General features: G+C 31.1%; 29 protein-coding genes. All 29 read right to left on the bottom strand.

Features of this window, described 5'->3' with window-relative positions:
- Positions 1-6: 6 nt before the first annotated feature.
- The gene (locus BN1711_RS01365) at positions 7-849 is read right to left on the bottom strand and encodes a fumarate hydratase (protein ID WP_050606412.1); all 843 of its coding nucleotides are present in this window, start codon (positions 847-849) and stop codon (positions 7-9) included.
- A 144-nt stretch (positions 850-993) separates the two neighbouring features.
- A complete protein-coding gene (gene cwlD, locus BN1711_RS01360; protein WP_050606411.1) occupies positions 994-1698 on the bottom strand; it encodes an N-acetylmuramoyl-L-alanine amidase CwlD in 705 nt (234 codons plus the stop codon).
- Positions 1699-1791: 93 nt separating this feature from the next.
- Entirely contained in the window at positions 1792-3408 is a 1617-nt protein-coding gene (locus tag BN1711_RS01355) for a Na/Pi cotransporter family protein (protein ID WP_050606410.1), read from the bottom strand.
- Between the two features lie 172 nt (positions 3409-3580).
- Positions 3581-3973, bottom strand: a complete 393-nt coding sequence (gene rpsI / locus BN1711_RS01350) for a 30S ribosomal protein S9 (RefSeq protein ID WP_050606409.1) — start codon at positions 3971-3973, stop codon at positions 3581-3583.
- Between the two features lie 25 nt (positions 3974-3998).
- Positions 3999-4433: a 50S ribosomal protein L13 gene (gene rplM, locus BN1711_RS01345; protein WP_050606408.1), complete on the bottom strand. Its 435-nt coding sequence runs from the start codon at positions 4431-4433 to the stop codon at positions 3999-4001.
- Positions 4434-4566: 133 nt separating this feature from the next.
- Positions 4567-5301, bottom strand: coding sequence for a tRNA pseudouridine(38-40) synthase TruA (truA, locus tag BN1711_RS01340; RefSeq protein ID WP_050606407.1), 735 nt, complete (start codon positions 5299-5301; stop codon positions 4567-4569).
- On the bottom strand, positions 5301-6104 hold the full coding sequence (locus tag BN1711_RS01335) for an energy-coupling factor transporter transmembrane component T family protein (protein ID WP_050606406.1): 804 nt from the start codon (positions 6102-6104) through the stop codon (positions 5301-5303). The genes truA and BN1711_RS01335 overlap by 1 nt, the downstream gene beginning before the upstream one ends.
- Positions 6101-6967 carry an energy-coupling factor transporter ATPase gene (locus BN1711_RS01330; RefSeq protein WP_050606405.1) on the bottom strand — a complete coding sequence of 289 codons (867 nt, stop codon included), beginning with the start codon at positions 6965-6967 and terminating at the stop codon, positions 6101-6103. The genes BN1711_RS01335 and BN1711_RS01330 overlap by 4 nt, the downstream gene beginning before the upstream one ends.
- Positions 6952-7797, bottom strand: a complete 846-nt coding sequence (locus BN1711_RS01325) for an energy-coupling factor transporter ATPase (protein WP_050606404.1) — start codon at positions 7795-7797, stop codon at positions 6952-6954. The genes BN1711_RS01330 and BN1711_RS01325 overlap by 16 nt, the downstream gene beginning before the upstream one ends.
- A 69-nt stretch (positions 7798-7866) precedes the next feature.
- Entirely contained in the window at positions 7867-8208 is a 342-nt protein-coding gene (rplQ, locus tag BN1711_RS01320; RefSeq protein ID WP_050606403.1) for a 50S ribosomal protein L17, read from the bottom strand.
- 36 nt (positions 8209-8244) lie between these two features.
- Positions 8245-9192 carry a DNA-directed RNA polymerase subunit alpha gene (locus BN1711_RS01315; protein ID WP_050606402.1) on the bottom strand — a complete coding sequence of 316 codons (948 nt, stop codon included), beginning with the start codon at positions 9190-9192 and terminating at the stop codon, positions 8245-8247.
- 64 nt (positions 9193-9256) lie between these two features.
- The gene (gene rpsD, locus BN1711_RS01310) at positions 9257-9877 is read right to left on the bottom strand and encodes a 30S ribosomal protein S4 (RefSeq protein ID WP_050606401.1); all 621 of its coding nucleotides are present in this window, start codon (positions 9875-9877) and stop codon (positions 9257-9259) included.
- Between the two features lie 33 nt (positions 9878-9910).
- Complete coding sequence (gene rpsK / locus BN1711_RS01305) at positions 9911-10309, bottom strand: 30S ribosomal protein S11 (protein WP_082174041.1); 399 nt, start codon at positions 10307-10309, stop codon at positions 9911-9913.
- Between the two features lie 22 nt (positions 10310-10331).
- Positions 10332-10703 carry a 30S ribosomal protein S13 gene (gene rpsM / locus BN1711_RS01300; RefSeq protein WP_050606400.1) on the bottom strand — a complete coding sequence of 124 codons (372 nt, stop codon included), beginning with the start codon at positions 10701-10703 and terminating at the stop codon, positions 10332-10334.
- A 106-nt stretch (positions 10704-10809) separates the two neighbouring features.
- Positions 10810-10923 (bottom strand): 50S ribosomal protein L36, encoded by a 114-nt coding sequence (gene rpmJ / locus BN1711_RS01295; RefSeq protein WP_003156543.1) that lies wholly within the window; start codon positions 10921-10923, stop codon positions 10810-10812.
- A gap of 16 nt (positions 10924-10939) precedes the next feature.
- The gene (gene infA, locus BN1711_RS01290) at positions 10940-11158 is read right to left on the bottom strand and encodes a translation initiation factor IF-1 (protein ID WP_050606399.1); all 219 of its coding nucleotides are present in this window, start codon (positions 11156-11158) and stop codon (positions 10940-10942) included.
- 6 nt (positions 11159-11164) lie between these two features.
- Entirely contained in the window at positions 11165-11446 is a 282-nt protein-coding gene (locus BN1711_RS01285) for a KOW domain-containing RNA-binding protein (RefSeq protein ID WP_050606398.1), read from the bottom strand.
- An 11-nt stretch (positions 11447-11457) separates the two neighbouring features.
- Positions 11458-12210: a type I methionyl aminopeptidase gene (gene map, locus BN1711_RS01280; protein WP_050606397.1), complete on the bottom strand. Its 753-nt coding sequence runs from the start codon at positions 12208-12210 to the stop codon at positions 11458-11460.
- Complete coding sequence (locus BN1711_RS01275) at positions 12197-12859, bottom strand: adenylate kinase (RefSeq protein ID WP_050606396.1); 663 nt, start codon at positions 12857-12859, stop codon at positions 12197-12199. The genes map and BN1711_RS01275 overlap by 14 nt, the downstream gene beginning before the upstream one ends.
- Positions 12860-12882: 23 nt before the next feature.
- The gene (gene secY / locus BN1711_RS01270) at positions 12883-14160 is read right to left on the bottom strand and encodes a preprotein translocase subunit SecY (RefSeq protein ID WP_050606395.1); all 1278 of its coding nucleotides are present in this window, start codon (positions 14158-14160) and stop codon (positions 12883-12885) included.
- The gene (rplO, locus tag BN1711_RS01265) at positions 14161-14601 is read right to left on the bottom strand and encodes a 50S ribosomal protein L15 (protein WP_050606394.1); all 441 of its coding nucleotides are present in this window, start codon (positions 14599-14601) and stop codon (positions 14161-14163) included.
- An 18-nt stretch (positions 14602-14619) separates the two neighbouring features.
- Complete coding sequence (gene rpmD / locus BN1711_RS01260) at positions 14620-14799, bottom strand: 50S ribosomal protein L30 (protein WP_050606393.1); 180 nt, start codon at positions 14797-14799, stop codon at positions 14620-14622.
- A 12-nt stretch (positions 14800-14811) separates the two neighbouring features.
- On the bottom strand, positions 14812-15309 hold the full coding sequence (rpsE, locus tag BN1711_RS01255; RefSeq protein ID WP_050606392.1) for a 30S ribosomal protein S5: 498 nt from the start codon (positions 15307-15309) through the stop codon (positions 14812-14814).
- A 17-nt stretch (positions 15310-15326) separates the two neighbouring features.
- Positions 15327-15686 (bottom strand): 50S ribosomal protein L18, encoded by a 360-nt coding sequence (gene rplR, locus BN1711_RS01250; RefSeq protein WP_050606391.1) that lies wholly within the window; start codon positions 15684-15686, stop codon positions 15327-15329.
- Between the two features lie 18 nt (positions 15687-15704).
- A complete protein-coding gene (rplF, locus tag BN1711_RS01245) occupies positions 15705-16247 on the bottom strand; it encodes a 50S ribosomal protein L6 (RefSeq protein ID WP_050606390.1) in 543 nt (180 codons plus the stop codon).
- Between the two features lie 22 nt (positions 16248-16269).
- On the bottom strand, positions 16270-16668 hold the full coding sequence (gene rpsH, locus BN1711_RS01240) for a 30S ribosomal protein S8 (protein ID WP_050606389.1): 399 nt from the start codon (positions 16666-16668) through the stop codon (positions 16270-16272).
- 29 nt (positions 16669-16697) lie between these two features.
- Positions 16698-16883, bottom strand: a complete 186-nt coding sequence (locus BN1711_RS01235) for a type Z 30S ribosomal protein S14 (protein ID WP_050606388.1) — start codon at positions 16881-16883, stop codon at positions 16698-16700.
- A 15-nt stretch (positions 16884-16898) separates the two neighbouring features.
- On the bottom strand, positions 16899-17441 hold the full coding sequence (gene rplE / locus BN1711_RS01230; protein ID WP_129582106.1) for a 50S ribosomal protein L5: 543 nt from the start codon (positions 17439-17441) through the stop codon (positions 16899-16901).
- 22 nt (positions 17442-17463) lie between these two features.
- The gene (gene rplX / locus BN1711_RS01225) at positions 17464-17781 is read right to left on the bottom strand and encodes a 50S ribosomal protein L24 (RefSeq protein ID WP_050608410.1); all 318 of its coding nucleotides are present in this window, start codon (positions 17779-17781) and stop codon (positions 17464-17466) included.
- Between the last annotated feature and the right edge of the window lie 14 nt (positions 17782-17795).

Raw genomic sequence — 17795 nt, 5'->3', positions numbered from 1 at the left:
GTCCTCCTATATAATAACTTCCTTATGTCTTGTAACATGACAACTTATATTAACAGCTACAGGGAGACCCGCTATATGTGTAGGAAAAGTTTCTATATTAACTGCTAAGGCTGTAGTTTTACCTCCAAAACCTTGAGGACCTATCCCAGTGCTATTTATTTCTCTCAATAATTCTTCCTCTAAATCCTTGTAAAAATCATGCTCATTTCTAATTTCTATAGACCTTAATAATGCTTTTTTAGCAAGATAAGCTGATTTTTCAAAAGTTCCTCCTATTCCCACGCCTACTACAATTGGGGGACAAGGATTAGGTCCTGCCTCTATAACTGTGTCTATTATAAACTTTTTTACTCCCTCTAAACCATCAGCAGGTTTTAACATTTTAATTTTACTCATATTTTCAGAACCAAATCCTTTAGGTGCTACTGTTATTTTAATATTATTCCCAGGAATTATATTATAATATATTACAGCAGGGGTATTATCTTTAGTATTTATTCTCTTTAGTGGATCTGATACAACAGATTTTCTAAGATAACCTTGTTTATAACCTAACTTTACCCCCTCGTTAATGGCATCCTCTAAATTTCCACCAGTTATATGTACATCTTGACCTATTTCTACAAATACACAAGTCATTCCTGTATCTTGACATAAAGGTATTCCATCATTTTTAGATATCTCGATATTTTCTTTTATTTTATTTAAAATATTTTTTCCTATTTTCCACTTTTCTTCTCTTTCACATTGTATTATTTTATTCTTTATATCCTCTGGTAAATAATAATTAGAATCTATACATAAATCTCTTACAATATTAGTTATATGATTACTACTTATTTCCCTCATTTCTTCCTCCTCATATCTTATATAAAATCTTGCTTATCCTTATTATAATTTAACAAATTAATAATTACCAGCTTATTAAAATATATCGACATAATAAAAATAAATCTACATATTTCCACGGAAATATTGTAGATTTATTTTCATTTATTGCTTAAAATACATGTTAACAGATTTTACTATAGCTTTTGATATTTTCTTCTGATATTCTGTATCTTTTAGCTTTTCTCTTTCTTGTAAATTAGATAAAAACCCACATTCTATAATTACAGAAGGCATATCATCATTACATCTCAATATCTTATAACTATTTTTAGCAGGTTTCTCTTTTCTTTTGTTATTAGAATCCAACTCTTCTTTTAAATTATTTTGCAGTATATTTGCAAATTCTTTGCTTTTTTCATTATTAGAATACCAAACTTGTGCTCCATAATATTGAGTCTGGGGAAACATATTTAGATGTATACTAATAAACATATCACAGTTAGTAGAACCTTTTAGTTTACATCTATTATTTAAATCTTCTATTTTTTTACTTCGCACTTTAGTATTCTTAGTTTCATCATATAAACCTTTATCCTCTTCCCTAGTCATAATAACATTATATTTTTCCTTAGCTAAATCTTTTTTTAATACCTTACTTATAGATAAGTTTATATCCTTTTCTAAAGTACCATCTTTAGCTACAGCACCACCATCCATGCCACCATGACCAGGATCTATTAAAATTATTTTCTTTTTACTATCTTTAAATGTTTGTTTAGTATTAAATATATTAATAGTTAATATAGAACCTAGTGATATAACTATTATACAAAAAGCACTTATTAATTTTTTATTGTATAATTTCAAAAACTTCTCTCCTTATACAAGTACTATATTAATATTTATGCTTATTTGTATGAAAATAGCCTAATTTTATAAATAAAATTTAATTTATATTTTTTATCTATTTATAATAGTCTGAGCCACGTTAGTTGAATGATCTCCAACTCTTTCAAAATTACTTATAATATCTAAAAATATTGCACTAGCATTAGCGTTACAAGTTCCTTTATTAAGTCTTCTTATATTAGTTTCTCTTAATTCTTTTTGTAGTTTATCAATTTTTTCTTCTACATAAATAACACTTTGAGATTTATCTATATCATTATTTTCAAAACCTTCTATAGTTCTGTTTAAAGCATCCAACGTATAATTAAAAAGATGCTTTAAATCATATATAGCTTCATCTGAAAAGTTTATCTTTTTTTCAATTTTCTCTCTAGTAAGTTCCCCTAAGTTCTCCGCATGGTCTCCTATACGTTCTATGTCATTAATCACATGAAACATAGATCCTACTATATCCAATTGTTCATCGGATAAAGTTGAATTAGATAGTTTAACCAAATATGTAGTTATGCTTTTATTTAATATATTTATAAGTTTTTCATTTTCATATACTTTACTTACCAATTCCATATTATCTGTTTCAAATGCTTCTACAGATAACTGTAAATTTTCTTTAGCCTTACCTGCCATTCTTACAACTTCTTTTATTGTTTGATTTACTGCAATAGCAGGATTTTCTAAAAGTCTTTCATCTATATATTTAGGCGCCATTTTCTCATATGTATCAGTACCTGGTATTACTTTATTAACAAAAGCAACTATATAATTAATAAACCATATTTGAATAAATGTATTAACTATATTAAATACAGTATGAGCATTGGCTATTTGTCTGCCCACATCATTGGGTGTCATATGTACAACAAATTTTACAAAAGGTGTTAATGGAACCAATATAAACGCAAAAATTATAGTTCCTATTACATTAAAGGTCAAATGAAACACTGCAGCTTTTCTAGCATTTTTAGATGCTCCTATACTAGCTAATAAAGCTGTTATGCAAGTTCCAATATTATCACCAAATAATATTGGTAACGCTGATGCTAAAGGTAATACTCCATTATTAGCAAGAGCTATTAATATACCTATTGTAGCTGAAGAACTTTGTACTATAGCTGTCATTCCCATACCAACTAGTATTCCTAAAAATACATTATGTGACAAAGCTAAACTTAAATTTCTAAAAGCCTCACTTTTACCTAATGGGGACATTGCTTCTTCCATTATAGTCATTCCCATAAATAATATACCGAAACCTAATATTATATGTCCTATTTCCTTTGTTTTTGTCTTTTTAGAGAATAAGACTATGGCTGTACCTACCCCAACAAATAAAGGAGCTACTGCTGTAAGTTTGAATGCAACTAATTGACCTGTAACTGTAGTACCAATGTTAGCTCCCATAATAACTCCAGCAGCCTGAGTTAAATTCATTAACCCAGCATTTACAAAACCAACTACCATTACCGTAGTAGCACTACTACTTTGAATAACTCCAGTTACAACTATTCCTGTTAGAACGCCTTTAAAAGGATTAGATGTTATTCTTTCAAAGAATGTTTTTAATCTCTCACCTGCTACATTTTGAAGTCCATCTCCCATTAAATTCATTCCATAGACAAATAAACCTAACCCACCTACAAGACCAGTTATCATTGCAAATACATTCATATTTGTCCTCCTAAATAAAAAAAATTATCCTTTCCCATACTTAATATATTATAGTAGATATTAACCAAATTTAAAATAGTTTTAACATATTCTTAACATAGAAAAACATTATAAACAGCATAAAAAAAGGGAGATAGAAAAAATATTTCCATCTCCCCTTTTGAATTCCATATTATCTCTTTGAGAATTGTGGTGCTCTTCTTGCTTTCTTTAAACCGTATTTCTTTCTTTCCTTCATTCTTGGATCTCTTGTTAAGAATCCTGCTTTCTTAAGTTCTGGCTTTAAGTTTTCATCAGATTTTACAAGTGCTCTAGCTATACCGTGTCTTATAGCACCCGCTTGACCTGATAGTCCACCACCGTGAACATTTACTAATACATCATATTTATCCTTTGTTTCTGTTAAAACTAATGGTTGGTTAACCACTACTCTTAATGTTTCCATTGGTAAATGAGTATTTATATCTCTTTTATTTATTATTACTTTTCCATCACCAGCTACAAGTCTTACTCTTGCTACTGAATTTTTTCTTCTTCCAGTTCCAATATATTGTACTTTAGCCATTTTTTATCCTCCCTTCAGCTTACAATTAATATCTTAGTTCTAAAACTTCTGGTTTTTGAGCTTCATGATTATGCTCAGAACCTTGGTAAACTTTTAATTTCTTTAACATTTGTCTTCCCAATACTCCTGTTGGAAGCATTCTTCTTACAGCTTCTTGGAATACAAATTCTGGTTTTTTAGCTAATGCTTCTCTGTATGGTATCTCTTTTAATCCACCTGGATAGAATGAATGGTGTCTTAATAACTTTTGATCTAATTTCTTACCAGTTAAAACAACCTTGTCAGCGTTTATAACTATAACAAAATCTCCTGTATCAACATGTGGAGTATATGTAGGTTTATGTTTTCCTCTTAAAATTGTAGCAACTTGGCTAGCTACTCTTCCTAGTGGCTTTTCAGCTGCGTCAACGATATACCATTTTCTTTCAACCTCTTGTGGTTTAGCTATATATGATTTCATCGTTTTCCCTCCCTAATTATTTTTACATTAAACTGTACGTTCTATATAAAGATCCGGGGCTAGTGGATCTATTATACTATTATACAAACAAAACTATTATAATACAATCTGCCCGGCGTGTCAATAGAAACAGTTAATAAAACACTCTATATAAACACAATCCATGGCCTGGAACACAAGGTCCCGCTTTTAATCTGTCTTTAGATTCTATAACATTTTTTATAGAATGAGGTTTTCTTTTTTCTATTCCAACTTCTAATAATGTACCTACTATTATTCTAACCATATTATATAAAAATCCATCTCCTGATACAATAAATTTTATATAATCTCCTTCTCTTGCTACCTCTAATCCTGTTATAGTTCTTACACAATTTTTTTTATCACTACCTGAACTTTTAAATGCTGAAAAATCGTGAGTTCCTATAAAATATCTTGCAGCTTCACTCATATTATCTACATTTAATTTATGTGCAAAATGATATGAATAATTTCTACCAATGGCAATAGGGCTACTTGTATTTAGCACTGTATATATATATGTCTTTCCCCTATTGTTAAATCTAGAATGAAATTCTAAAGATACTTCTTCTGAATCTAATGCTACTATATCTGATGGCAATTTAGCATTTATAACTTTTTTAAAGTTTTTTCCTGGTATTTTGCTATCTATAGTAAAATTACATATATATTCTTTTGCATGAACCTTTGCATCTGTTCTACTTACTCCTATTAATTCAATCTGTTCATTAGTAGCTTTATATATAGCTTCCTCTACAGTTTGTTGTATAGTCGTAGCATTTTTTTGCTTTTGCCATCCTGAATAATTTGTACCATCGTATTCTAATTTTAATCGTATATTTTTCATTAAGCCCACATCCTGCTCCATATAGAAATTCCAATTAGAAAAACAGTTATTACCGATGCTATATAGTCTCTCTTATCTAGTTGTAACTCCTTCATTCTAGTTCTTCCTTCTCCACCCCTATAGCATCTGGCTTCCATAGCCATAGCTAATTCATCGGCTCTTCTAAATGAGCTAATAAAAAGTGGAACTAATAATGGTATTAAACTTTTAGCCCTTTGAACTATGTTACCTGATTCGAAATCTGCTCCTCTAGCCATTTGTGCTTTCATTATTTTATCCGTTTCATCCATTAAAGTTGGAATAAATCTTAATGCTATGGTCATCATCATAGCAAGTTCATGAGCAGGAAGTCCTATTTTTCTAAATGGATTTAAAAGTTTTTCAATTCCATCTGTAAGCTCAATAGGCGAAGTTGTTAGCGTTAACAAAGAAGTACCTATAATTAAGAAAACTAATCTAATTACCATAAATGCTGCTAAATGTAAACCTTCTTTATACACTACTATAAATTTCCACTTAAATAATAATGTTTCTCCTTGAGTTAAAAATATATTAAGGAAAGCTGTTATCAATACTAATATGAGTATTGGCTTCAATCCTTTATAAATATATTTAAATTTAACTTTTGATATTAATATAGATAGTATTGTAAACAATACAACACATATATATCCCTTAAAATTATTAATTATAAATAAATTTATAATATATATAAGTGAAATTATAATTTTTACTCTAGGATCTAATTTATGAACAAAGGAATCTCCTGGTATATATTGTCCAATTGTTATATCCTTTATCATTTAACAATTCCCTCTCTTTTTAGTGCATTGAGTAACTCTTTTTTAGCTTGATCCATTGTATATACATCTTCTGAAATATTAAACCCTTTATCTTTTAGTTTCTTAACTAAATATGTAACTTGTGGAACTCTTAATCCTATATTCTCTAGTGTATCTACTTCCTTAAATATTTCAGATGGCTTACCTTGTAATATGCATTTACCTGTATGCATTACCAATATCTTATCTGCAAACTTAGCTACATCTTCCATACTATGAGAAACTAATACTATAGTCATATTATATTCTTTTTGCAATGACTCTATTTTACTATATATATCATCTCTAGCTTTTGGATCCAAGCCTGCGGTAGGCTCATCTAATATTAATACTTCTGGCTCCATAGCCACAACACCAGCTATAGCTACTCTTCTTTTTTGTCCTCCACTTAATTCAAATGGTGACTTATCTTTATAAGTGCTATAATCTAAACCTACTATACTCATTGCCCTTTTTACTCTAGTTAATACCTCTGAGTTTTCAAGTCCTAAATTATTAGGTCCAAAGGCAATATCTTTTTCTATAGTTTCCTCAAATAGTTGATACTCTGGATATTGAAATACTAAACCAACTTTTTTTCTAATATTGGTTAGTTTAACATTCTTTTTAGTTATATCCACCCCATCAAGTACAATTTTTCCTGATTCAGGTTTTAAAAGTCCATTAATGTGTTGAATTAATGTAGATTTTCCTGAACCTGTATGTCCTATTAAGGCGACAAATTCACCTTTGTCTATATTTATATTTATATTATCTAAAGCCTTTTTCTCAAAAGGTGTTCCTTTCATATACACATAAGTTAAATTTTCTATTTTAATTGACATAATTCATCCACCATTTCATTTATAGTTAATATGTCTGATGGTATATCTACATTCTGTTGTTGCAAATAATGCGCCAACTCAGTCATTTGTGGCACATCTAATCCTATCTTTTTCATCATATTTACTTCTTTAAAAATTTCTTTAGGTGTTCCTTCTTTAATAACTTTTCCTGAATCCATAACTATAACCTTATCAGCTTCTACTGCTTCTTCCATAAAATGAGTTATTAAAACTATAGTTATACCATATTTACGGTTTACTTCCTTTATAGTATTAACTACCTCTTCCCTACCTGAAGGATCTAGCATAGCTGTAGGTTCATCAAAAATAATACATTCTGGTCTCATGGCGAGTACACCTGCTATGGCTACTCTTTGCTTTTGACCTCCTGATAATAAATGAGGTGCATGTTTTTTATAAGCATACATATTTACTCTTTTTAATGCTTCACAAACTCTATCTCTTATTTCTTTTGGAAGTATGCCCAAATTTTCAGGACCAAAGGCTACATCTTCTTCTACTATTGTAGCTACAATTTGGTTATCTGGATTTTGAAAAACCATTCCTGCTTTATTCCTAATACTCCAAGTGTTGTCTAAATTAGATGTATCTAATTCATCCACATATACTTTTCCTTCTGTAGGTATTAGTAAAGAATTCATATGCTTAGCTATAGTTGATTTTCCTGAACCATTTCTACCTAATATAACTACAAAATCACCCTTGTTTATATTTATATTAACATTTTCTAGTGCTATTTTTATATCATTTGTATTATTACTAGGCTCATATACATATTTTACATTTTTGCACTCAATCATATTATTCATAAAAACACCCCATATGAAATCTTTATAACAAAATGGGGACTAAGCTAATCTTACTTAATCCCCAGTTAATTATACTAATTCTAGTATAACTACTTCAGCTCCATCGCCTCTTCTTGGGCCCACTTTATATATTCTTGTATATCCACCATTTCTCTCTGCATACTTAGGAGCTACATCATCAAATAATTTTTTAACTACTTCTTCCTCTGTTACAAAGGAAAGCACTTGTCTTCTAGCGTGAAGATCTCCTCTTTTTGCAAGAGTTATCATCTTCTCTGCAATACTTCTAGTTTCTTTTGCTCTAGTTTCTGTTGTTTCTATCTTTCCGTGCTTTAGTAAACTAGTAACAAGATTTCTAAGCATTGCTCTACGTTGATCAGTTGGACGACCTAATTTACGATATCCTGCCATATCTACTTACCTCCTTACATACCCATAGTCACTTAACTAGTCTTCACTTTTCTTTAAGCCTAATTCTAAAGCTTCTAGTTTTTGTTCCACTTCTTCTAATGATTTTTTGCCTAAATTTCTAACTTTCATCATATCGTCAATTGTTCTTTCACATAACTCTTGAACGGTATTTATTCCTGCTCTTTTTAGACAATTATAACTTCTAACAGAAAGATCTAGTTCCTCTATGGTCATTTCTAATACTTTTTCTTTTTTATCTTCTTCTTTTTCAACCATTATTTCCATATCATCTGCATGGTCTGTTAAAGTCATAAATAATTTAAAATGTTCTATAAGTATTTTAGCTGATAAACTTATAGCCTCTTCTGGTTTTATAGTACCATTAGTTAGTACTTCTAAAGTTAACTTATCATAATCAGTTATTTGACCAACTCTTGTATTCTCTATAGAGAAATTCACTCTTTTAACTGGAGTATAAATAGAATCTACAGCTATAGTACCAATAGGCATATCATCGGATTTGTTTTTATTTTGTGTTACATATCCTCTACCCCTATTAACGTTAATTTCCATATATAGCTTTCCATTTTCATCAAGAGTTGCTATATGTAGATCCTTATTTATTACCTCAACATCTCCATTAGATTTTATATCAGCTGCTGTAACTTCTTTTGGACCTACTTCATCTATATATATAGTCTTTGGTCCTTCACCCTCCATTATAAGAGCTAGAGATTTGATATTTAAGATTAATTCTGTAACATCTTCTCTCACACCATTTACTGTAGAGAATTCATGAAGTACACCATCTATTTTTATATGGTCTGCAGCTACACCTGGTAATGATGATAAAAGAATTCTTCTAAGAGCGTTACCAAGAGTAGTACCATAACCTCTTTCTAATGGCTCAATGACAAATTTACCATATGACCCATCTTCAGTACTTTCTACACATTCAATTTTTGGCTTTTCAATTTCTAACATCTATAACCCTCCTTATTATAAAATTTATATGTTTTGAGGGCAACTGATCCTTTTAATTTATGGATTATTTACTATATAACTCAACTATTAGAGTTTCATTAACTGGTACGTCGATGTCTTCTCTAGCTGGTTCTCTAACAATTTTTCCTTCAAACTTTTCAGGATCCGCTGATAACCATGCTGGTAAAGTCTTAGGATTTTCAGCAAAAGTCTTGAATTTTTCAGTAGCCTTGCTCTTATCACATACTGATATAACATCATTTACTGAAACTTGACATGAAGCTATATCAACTTTTTTACCATTTATTAAGAAATGTCCATGAGTTACTAATTGTCTAGCTTCAGTTCTTGAATTACCATATCCTAATCTGTAAACAACATTATCTAATCTCATTTCTAATAATCTTAGTAAGTTTTCACCAGTAATTCCTCTTCTTCTATCTGCCTCTTTATAATATCTTCTAAATTGACGTTCTAATACTCCGTATATCTTTTTAGCTTTTTGTTTTTCTCTTAATTGTAAGCCATAGTTAGACATTTTCTTTCTACTTTGACCATGTTGTCCTGGTGCATATCCTCTTCTAGCAAATGCACATTTATCTGTAAAACATCTATCTCCTTTAAGGAATAATTTTAATCCTTCTCTTCTACAAATTCTACAAGTTGCTCCTGTATATCTAGCCATTAAACTTTACACCTCCTATTACAATAATGTTTATTATACTCTTCTTCTCTTTGGTGGTCTACAACCATTGTGTGGGATTGGAGTTACATCCTTTATTAAAGTAACTTCTAATCCTGCTGCTTGTAAAGATCTTATAGCAGCTTCTCTACCTGCTCCTGGTCCTTTAACATAAACTTCTATGCTTTTTAAACCATGTTCCATAGCTGCTTTAGCTGCTGTTTCAGCTGCCATTTGAGCAGCAAATGGTGTACTCTTTCTTGAACCTCTGAAACCTAATCCACCGGCACTTGCCCATGATATAGTATTTCCTACAGGATCAGTAATTGTAACCATTGAGTTATTAAAAGTTGATTTTATATGTGCACAACCGTGCTCTATATTTTTTCTCTCTTTTCTTCTTCTACTTCTTTTATTTTTCATTCCAGCTGCCATCTTTTTCCCTCCTTACTATATTTTATTTCTTTTTCTTTCCACCTATTGCTCTCTTAGGTCCTTTTCTTGTTCTTGCATTTGTCTTTGTCTTTTGTCCTCTAACAGGAAGACCTCTTCTGTGTCTTATTCCTCTATAAGAACCTATCTCTACTAATCTCTTTATGTTTAGAGCTATTTCTCTTCTTAAGTCACCCTCAACTTTTATGTTCTTATTAACATAATCTCTTATTGAGTTAACTTCTTCTTCTGACAAGTCTTTAACTCTTATATCTGGATTAATTCCAGTAGCCTTTAATATTTCTTTTGAAGTTGGTAATCCAATTCCATAAATATATGTTAGACCTATTTCAATTCTTTTTTCTTTTGGTAGGTCTATACCAGAAATTCTTGCCATTAAGTTTACACCTCCTGAGTATATATTAATTAATCTTATTAAAATTTATATATAAGGTTTTAGGTCGATAGAATCAACTATCGTCAGCCGCTCCTAAAACTATTTTTTAGCCTTGTTTTTGTTTGTGTTTAGGATTTTCACAAATAACCATTACTTTACCTTTTCTTCTTATTACCTTACATTTTTCACATATAGGTTTAACTGATGGTCTTACTTTCATCAATAACCCCTCCTTACTATTTGGCTCTCCAGGTTATCCTTCCTCTAGTTAAATCATATGGAGAAAGTTCCACTGTTACTTTATCACCTGGTAAAATCCTTATAAAGTTCATTCTTAATTTTCCTGATATATGTGCAAGTATTTTATGTCCGCTTTCTAATTCAATTTCAAACATTGCATTAGGTAGAGCTTCTAAAACAGTACCTTGCATTTCAATTACATCATCTTTTGACATAAGGTATTAAACCTCCTTGTTAAATTGATGAGACTGTATGAATTTTCTTATGAAAGAATTATTGATCCTTGTTACCAATTCTTCTCTTTCTGACATTTCATTACAAAGAATGCTGGTAAAGACTAAATGCCTTATCTTCTTCTTTTTAGGATTTTCTATAGTACGCATATTGCCATCAGAAATATATACATATTTATCATCCAATACATCTACTATTATAAAGCATTTGTCTTTATCCCTACCAGCTTTTGAATAAACTAATCTGCCAACTTGGCACTTATAGCTCAATACATTCACCTCTATTGATTTAAAGTAGTTATTTCAGGTCCTTCATCCAATATGGCTACAGTATTTTCATAATGAGCAGATAAACTACCATCTGCAGTAACTACAGTCCAATTATTTCTTTCTACATTAACATAGTATTGTCCTATATTAACCATAGGTTCAATAGCTAAACACATACCTTTTACCAGTTTTGGCCCTCTGCCTGGTCTACCAAAGTTAGGGACTTCTGGGTCTTCATGCATAGACTTACCAATACCGTGTCCTACATAGTCTCTTACCACAGAAAACCCGAAGTTTTCTACATATTCCTGAATAGCTGATGAAATATCTGTCAAGCGATTACCTACTCTAGCTTTTTCAATTCCTTTGAAAAAGCTATTTCTTGTAACCTCTATTAACTTTGATGCTTCATCTGATATATTACCTACTGCAAAAGTCCTAGCTGCATCTCCTTGATATCCATTTAGAATAGCACCACAATCTACGCTTATTATATCGCCCTCTTTTAATATGGTATTTTCATTTGGTATTCCATGAACCACTTCGTTATTTACTGATGTACATACAGAAGCTGGAAAACCATAATATCCTTTAAAAGACGGCTTAGCATTTTTACTTAAGATAAAATCCTCAGCAATTTTATCTAAATCTTTTGTGCTCATTCCTGGCTTTATAGACTTTTCTAATAATTCTAAAGTATCAGCCACAACCTTACCTGCTTGCCTCATGTATTCTATTTCAGTATCATTTTTAATTATTATCATTTATATCGCTCCCTAAGATACTTGTGATAGACTTAAACACTTTTTCAATTGCTTTAGTCCCATCTACTTCTGAGAGAATACCATTGTCTTTATAATAGTCTATAAGCGGATACGTTTGTTTAGCATAAACTTCTAATCTATCTTTAACTGTTGCTTCAGTATCATCTTTTCTTTGAATTAACTGGCTACCACATAAATCACAAACTCCTTCTTTTTTAGAAGAATTAAATTTAATATGATAACTTGCTCCACAATTTGAACAAACTCTTCTTCCAGTCATTCTTTCCAATATAAAGTTTTCAGGTACATCAATTGATAGAACTACATCTAGTTTTCTTCCTATCTCACCTAAGAACTTATCTAAAGCTTCAGCTTGTGCAACAGTTCTTGGAAACCCATCTAGAAGAAATCCCTTTTCACAATCTTCTTTTAATAATCTATCTTTAACAATGCCTATAGTAACTTCATCTGGAACTAATTGTCCTTTGTCTATATACTTTTTAGCTTCAATTCCTAAAGGTGTTTCTCCCTTTATATTGGCTCTAAATATATCTCCAGTTGATATATGAGGAATTGAATACTTTTCACTTATTAATTTTGCTTGAGTTCCTTTTCCTGCTCCAGGAGGACCTAACAAAATTACACGCATCTACAATCATCTCCCAAACTTTTTTATTTCAAGAAACCCTGATAGTGACGCATAACTAATTGAGACTCTATTTGCCTTATTGTATCTAATGCAACTCCAACAGTAATCAATAGCCCTGTACCTCCAAAGGATATACCTTTAAAGCTAGTATAAGAAGATATTATTATAGGTAAAACAGCTATTATTGCAGCAAATACTCCACCTATTATAGAACTCTTAGTTAAGACTCTATCTATATATTCAGCTGTAGGTTCACCTGGTCTTATACCTGGTATAAATCCAGAAGATTTATGCATATTCTCTGCCATTTCATCTGGTTTCATAGTTACTTCAGTATAGAACCAAGTAAAAAATACAGTTAATATAAAGTATAATCCTGCATATGCCCAGCTATTATCCCTAAAAGGACTAAATTTATTAAGAGTTACAAATTTATAAAATGCGGACTCCGGCCAAAATTGTCCTATAGTCATTGGAAATTGCATTACTGCTATTGCAAATATTATTCCTATAACTGCTGAAGAATTAGCATTTATAGGTATATGAGTTGATTGACCTTTATACACTTTATTTCCTACCGCTCTACCAGCATAATGTACAGGTATTCTTCTTTCTGCCAAACTCATAACTACTACTGACAAAAACAATGCCAAAAGTATAGCTATGAATACTATAACTTGTATAAAGTTAACTGTTTCGGCCTTTTGAAGTCCTACTATTTGATATATTGTAGTTGGGAATCTAGAAATAATATTAGTAAATATTATTAAAGATATTCCATTCCCAACTCCCTTTTCTGTTATTTTATCACCAAACCACATTAAAAATGTTGATGCAGTAGTTAAAGTAACTATAACTATAAATAAGCTTAATTTCGAACCATCCCTAAGCGCTCCTGCACGAGCAATTATAGCATATGTACTAAATGCTTGAACAATGCCTAATATAACTGCACCGTATCTTGTATATTCTTGGATTTTTTTCCTTCCCTCTTCTCCTTCTTTAGAAAGACCTTCTAATGAAGGTAATGCAATAGTAAGCAACTGCATTATAATTGAAGAGTTAATATAGGGTACTACTCCCATAGCAAATATACTAAATCTACTAAAAGCTCCACCAGATATTAAATCGTAAAATCCAAATAATGATCCATTTTGAGTTAGATTTGCTAACTTGGATGTATCAATCCCAGGAACCGGGATAAAATTTCCCATCCTGAAAATTGCTATCATTAATAATGTGAATATTAATCTTTTTTTCAAATCAGGAACTTTCCAAGCATTACGTAGGGTTGATAGCACTTATATCACCTCAGCTTTTCCTCCTGCAGCTTCTATTTTTTCAATAGCAGTTTTAGAAAATTTAGCTGCTTTTACAGTTAGCTTCTTATCCATGTTTCCATTTCCTAATATCTTAACTCCGTCTTTTAACTTCTTAACTATCTTCTTTTCAACTAGAAGTTCAGGTGTTACAACTGTTCCATCTTCAAAACAGTTTAATCTATCTAAGTTTATAGTTGCATATTCTTTTGCGAATATATTAGTGAAACCTCTTTTTGGAAGTCTTCTGAATAATGGCATTTGACCACCTTCAAATCCTGGTCTTACTCCACCACCGCTTCTAGAGTTTTGACCCTTTTGACCTCTAGCAGAAGTTTTACCTAATCCTGAACCTGTTCCTCTACCCACTCTCTTAGGGCTTTTGTTTGCACCTTGTGGTGCCTTTAATTCATGAAGTTTCATACATTACACCTCCTCTTCCTATGCCTCTTCAACTTTTAATAAATAATTTACCTTATTTATCATACCTCTTATTTGAGGAGTATCCTCGTGTTCTACTGTACTTCTTATCTTCTTTAGTCCAAGAGCATTAACAGTAGCTATGTGATCTTTTTTTCTACCGATCAAACTCTTAACTAATGTTATTTTAACTTTAGCCACACTGATTACCTCCTAACCTAAAATCTCTTCTACAGTCTTGCCTCTAAGTTTAGCTATATCTTCAACTGTTCTTAGTCTTGATAATCCATTTATTGTAGCATTAACCATATTTCTTGGATTATTAGAACCTAATGATTTAGCTCTAACGTCCTTTAATCCTGCAAGTTCAAGTACAGCTCTAACAGGTCCTCCTGCTATAACTCCAGTACCTTCTTTAGCAGTCTTTATAAGAACTTCTCCTTTACCAAATATACCAGTTATATTGTGTGGTACAGTTGTTCCAACCATTGGAACTGTAACTAGGTTTTTCTTAGCATCTTCTATAGCTTTTCTGATTGCTTCAGGTATTTCGATAGATTTTCCCATTCCAACACCTACGTGTCCTTCTTCGTCTCCAACTACGACTAATACGCTAAATCTAAAGTTTCTACCACCTTTAACAACCTTAGCAACTCTGTTTATATAAACAACTTTTTCTTTTAAATTTAGATTGCTAGGATCCACTCTCATTTATTTCCCTCCTTTTTTTAAAATTCAAGTCCTGCTTCTCTTGCACCTTCAGCAAGTTCTTTTACTCTTCCGTGATATATATATCCGCCTCTATCAAATACCACTTTGTTTATACCTTTTTCAACAGCTTTTTCAGCTAGCATTTTACCAACTAATTTGCTCTTTTCTTTATTGCTACCTTCTCCATTAAATCCTTTTTCTATGCTAGAAGCAGCAACTAAAGTTATTCCTGCTACATCATCTATTAATTGAGCATATATATGTTTTTCGCTTCTATATACTGATAATCTTGGACGTTCACTTGTTCCAAAAATTTTCTTACGAACTCTTAAATGACGTCTAACTCTTGATTGAGCTCTATCATATTTTTTAAACATAAGCTTCACTCCCTTCCGTTATTTCTTACCAGTTTTACCTTCCTTACGTCTGATTACTTCGTTTTCGTACTTAATTCCTTTTCCTTTATAAGGTTCAGGTTTTCTCCATCTTCTTATATCAGCTGCTACTGCACCAACTAATTCTTTATCTATACCTTTTACTTTTATCTTAGTTGTTCCATCTAGCTCAAATTGAACTCCTTCAACTGATTCTATTTCTACTGGGTGTGAGAATCCAAGGCTAAGCACTAATTTCTTACCTTGTAATTGTGCTCTATAACCAACACCAACTAATTCTAGTGTTTTAACGTATCCTTCATTAACACCAGTTACCATGTTATTTATTAAAGCTCTAGTTAAACCATGAAGAGCTCTTACATCCTTATGATCATTATCTCTAGTTACAACTACTGAGTTGTCTTCAACTGCTATGTTTATTTTTTTGCTCATAGCTTTAACTAATTCACCTTTAGGTCCCTTTACAGTAACAACGTTGTCTGGTGTTACTGTAACAGTTACTCCATTAGGTATAGCTATTGGAAGTTTTCCTATTCTTGACATAATTGCACCTCCTATTCTCTAATTACCATATGTAGCAAAGTACTTCTCCGCCTACTCCTAATTTTCTTGCTTCTCTATCTGTAACAATTCCGTTTGAAGTTGAAACAATAGCTACTCCTAAGCCATTTAATACTTTAGGAATTTCATCTTTTCTACAGTAAACTCTTAATCCAGGTTTTGATATTCTCTTAAGACCTGTTATTATTCTTTCTTTATTTTTACCATATTTCATTGTGATTCTTAGCATATCAACAGAACCATCTTTATATTCTTCCAAATCTTTTATATAACCCTCTGTAAGCATTATATTTGTTATAGCTTTTTTTATATTAGATGAAGGTATTTCTACTACTTCATGTTTAACTATGTTCGCATTTCTTATACGAGTTAATAAATCTGCTATCGGATCAGACATCACCATTTATTTTGCCTCCTTTCGCCATTCAAATCTTACCAACTAGCTTTTTTGCATCCTGGTATTTGTCCTTTATACGCAAGTTCTCTAAAGCATACACGGCATATACCATATTTTTTTAATACTGAATGTGGTCTTCCACAAATTCTGCATCTTGTATAAGCTCTAGTTGAATACTTAGGTGTTTTTTTCCATTTTTCTACTAACGCTTTACGTGCCACAATCTTCCCTCCTTATTAATGAGCAAATGGCATTCCAAGGAATCTTAATAGTTCTCTTGCTTCCTCGTCAGTCTTTGCAGTTGTTACAAAAATTATATCCATTCCTCTAACTTTATCAATTTTATCATATTCGATTTCAGGGAATATTAATTGTTCCTTAACTCCTATTGCGTAATTTCCTCTTCCATCAAAAGACTTAGCTGAAACTCCACTAAAATCTCTAACTCTTGGTAAAGCAATGTTTATGAATTTATCTGCAAATTCATACATTGTTTGCTTTCTTAATGTTACCTTACAACCTAAAGGCATATTTTCTCTTATTTTAAAGTTTGCTACTGATTTTTTAGCCTTTGTTATTATAGGTTTTTGTCCTGTTATTTTTGTTAAATCAGATATTGCTGATTCAAGAACTTTTTGGTTTTCTTTTGCTTCACCAACACCCATATTTATAACTATTTTTTCAAGTTTTGGTATTTCCATTACATTCTTATATCCGAACTTATCCATTAAAGCTGGCATTACTTCTTTTTCATACTTTTCTTGTAATCTTGGCATCATGCTTTATACCTCCTTTCAAGAATTAAAATGTTTCTCCGCACTTTTTGCATACTCTTACTTTAGTTCCATCTTCTAAAACTTTATGACTTATTCTAGTTGATGATTTACATTTATTACAATATAGCATTACTTTTGAACTATAGATTGGGGCTTCCTTATGTAATATTCCGCCCTGCATATTTTCTCTATTTGGTTTTTGATGTTTAGTAACTACATTAACATCTTTAACAAGAACTTTTCCCTTTTTAGGGTATACAGCTAAAACTTCTCCGATTTTGCCTTTATCTTTACCAGATATAACAACAACTGTATCTTTCTTTCTTACATGTATTTTACTTATTGCCACTTTAGCCA

The organism is Clostridium niameyense, assembly GCF_001243045.1.
In the GTDB taxonomy this organism is placed as follows: Bacteria; Bacillota; Clostridia; order Clostridiales; family Clostridiaceae; genus Clostridium_F; species Clostridium_F niameyense.
Note: the sequence above shows the minus strand (reverse complement) of the source record. Positions and strands in the feature narration are given on the sequence as shown.

Excerpts from the sequence above, each read along its gene's own strand:
- BN1711_RS01365 (WP_050606412.1), bottom strand. The coding sequence starts at position 849 with ATGAGGGAAATAAGTAGTAATCATATAACTAATATTGTAAGAGATTTA.
- BN1711_RS01355 (WP_050606410.1), bottom strand. The coding sequence starts at position 3,408 with ATGAATGTATTTGCAATGATAACTGGTCTTGTAGGTGGGTTAGGTTTA.
- rpsI (WP_050606409.1), bottom strand. The coding sequence starts at position 3,973 with ATGGCTAAAGTACAATATATTGGAACTGGAAGAAGAAAAAATTCAGTA.
- rplM (WP_050606408.1), bottom strand. The coding sequence starts at position 4,433 with ATGAAATCATATATAGCTAAACCACAAGAGGTTGAAAGAAAATGGTAT.
- truA (WP_050606407.1), bottom strand. The coding sequence starts at position 5,301 with ATGAAAAATATACGATTAAAATTAGAATACGATGGTACAAATTATTCA.
- BN1711_RS01335 (WP_050606406.1), bottom strand. The coding sequence starts at position 6,104 with ATGATAAAGGATATAACAATTGGACAATATATACCAGGAGATTCCTTT.
- BN1711_RS01330 (WP_050606405.1), bottom strand. The coding sequence starts at position 6,967 with ATGTCAATTAAAATAGAAAATTTAACTTATGTGTATATGAAAGGAACA.
- BN1711_RS01325 (WP_050606404.1), bottom strand. The coding sequence starts at position 7,797 with ATGAATAATATGATTGAGTGCAAAAATGTAAAATATGTATATGAGCCT.
- rplQ (WP_050606403.1), bottom strand. The coding sequence starts at position 8,208 with ATGGCAGGATATCGTAAATTAGGTCGTCCAACTGATCAACGTAGAGCA.
- BN1711_RS01315 (WP_050606402.1), bottom strand. The coding sequence starts at position 9,192 with ATGTTAGAAATTGAAAAGCCAAAAATTGAATGTGTAGAAAGTACTGAA.
- rpsD (WP_050606401.1), bottom strand. The coding sequence starts at position 9,877 with ATGGCTAGATATACAGGAGCAACTTGTAGAATTTGTAGAAGAGAAGGA.
- rpsK (WP_082174041.1), bottom strand. The coding sequence starts at position 10,309 with ATGGCAGCTGGAATGAAAAATAAAAGAAGTAGAAGAAGAAAAGAGAGA.
- rpsM (WP_050606400.1), bottom strand. The coding sequence starts at position 10,703 with ATGGCAAGAATTTCTGGTATAGACCTACCAAAAGAAAAAAGAATTGAA.
- rpmJ (WP_003156543.1), bottom strand. The coding sequence starts at position 10,923 with ATGAAAGTAAGACCATCAGTTAAACCTATATGTGAAAAATGTAAGGTA.
- infA (WP_050606399.1), bottom strand. The coding sequence starts at position 11,158 with ATGTCAAAAGATGATGTAATTGAAATGCAAGGTACTGTTTTAGAAGCT.
- map (WP_050606397.1), bottom strand. The coding sequence starts at position 12,210 with ATGATAATAATTAAAAATGATACTGAAATAGAATACATGAGGCAAGCA.
- BN1711_RS01275 (WP_050606396.1), bottom strand. The coding sequence starts at position 12,859 with ATGCGTGTAATTTTGTTAGGTCCTCCTGGAGCAGGAAAAGGAACTCAA.
- rplO (WP_050606394.1), bottom strand. The coding sequence starts at position 14,601 with ATGAAACTTCATGAATTAAAGGCACCACAAGGTGCAAACAAAAGCCCT.
- rpsE (WP_050606392.1), bottom strand. The coding sequence starts at position 15,309 with ATGAGAGTGGATCCTAGCAATCTAAATTTAAAAGAAAAAGTTGTTTAT.
- rplR (WP_050606391.1), bottom strand. The coding sequence starts at position 15,686 with ATGTTTAAAAAATATGATAGAGCTCAATCAAGAGTTAGACGTCATTTA.
- rplF (WP_050606390.1), bottom strand. The coding sequence starts at position 16,247 with ATGTCAAGAATAGGAAAACTTCCAATAGCTATACCTAATGGAGTAACT.
- rpsH (WP_050606389.1), bottom strand. The coding sequence starts at position 16,668 with ATGGTGATGTCTGATCCGATAGCAGATTTATTAACTCGTATAAGAAAT.
- rplE (WP_129582106.1), bottom strand. The coding sequence starts at position 17,441 with ATGATGCCAAGATTACAAGAAAAGTATGAAAAAGAAGTAATGCCAGCT.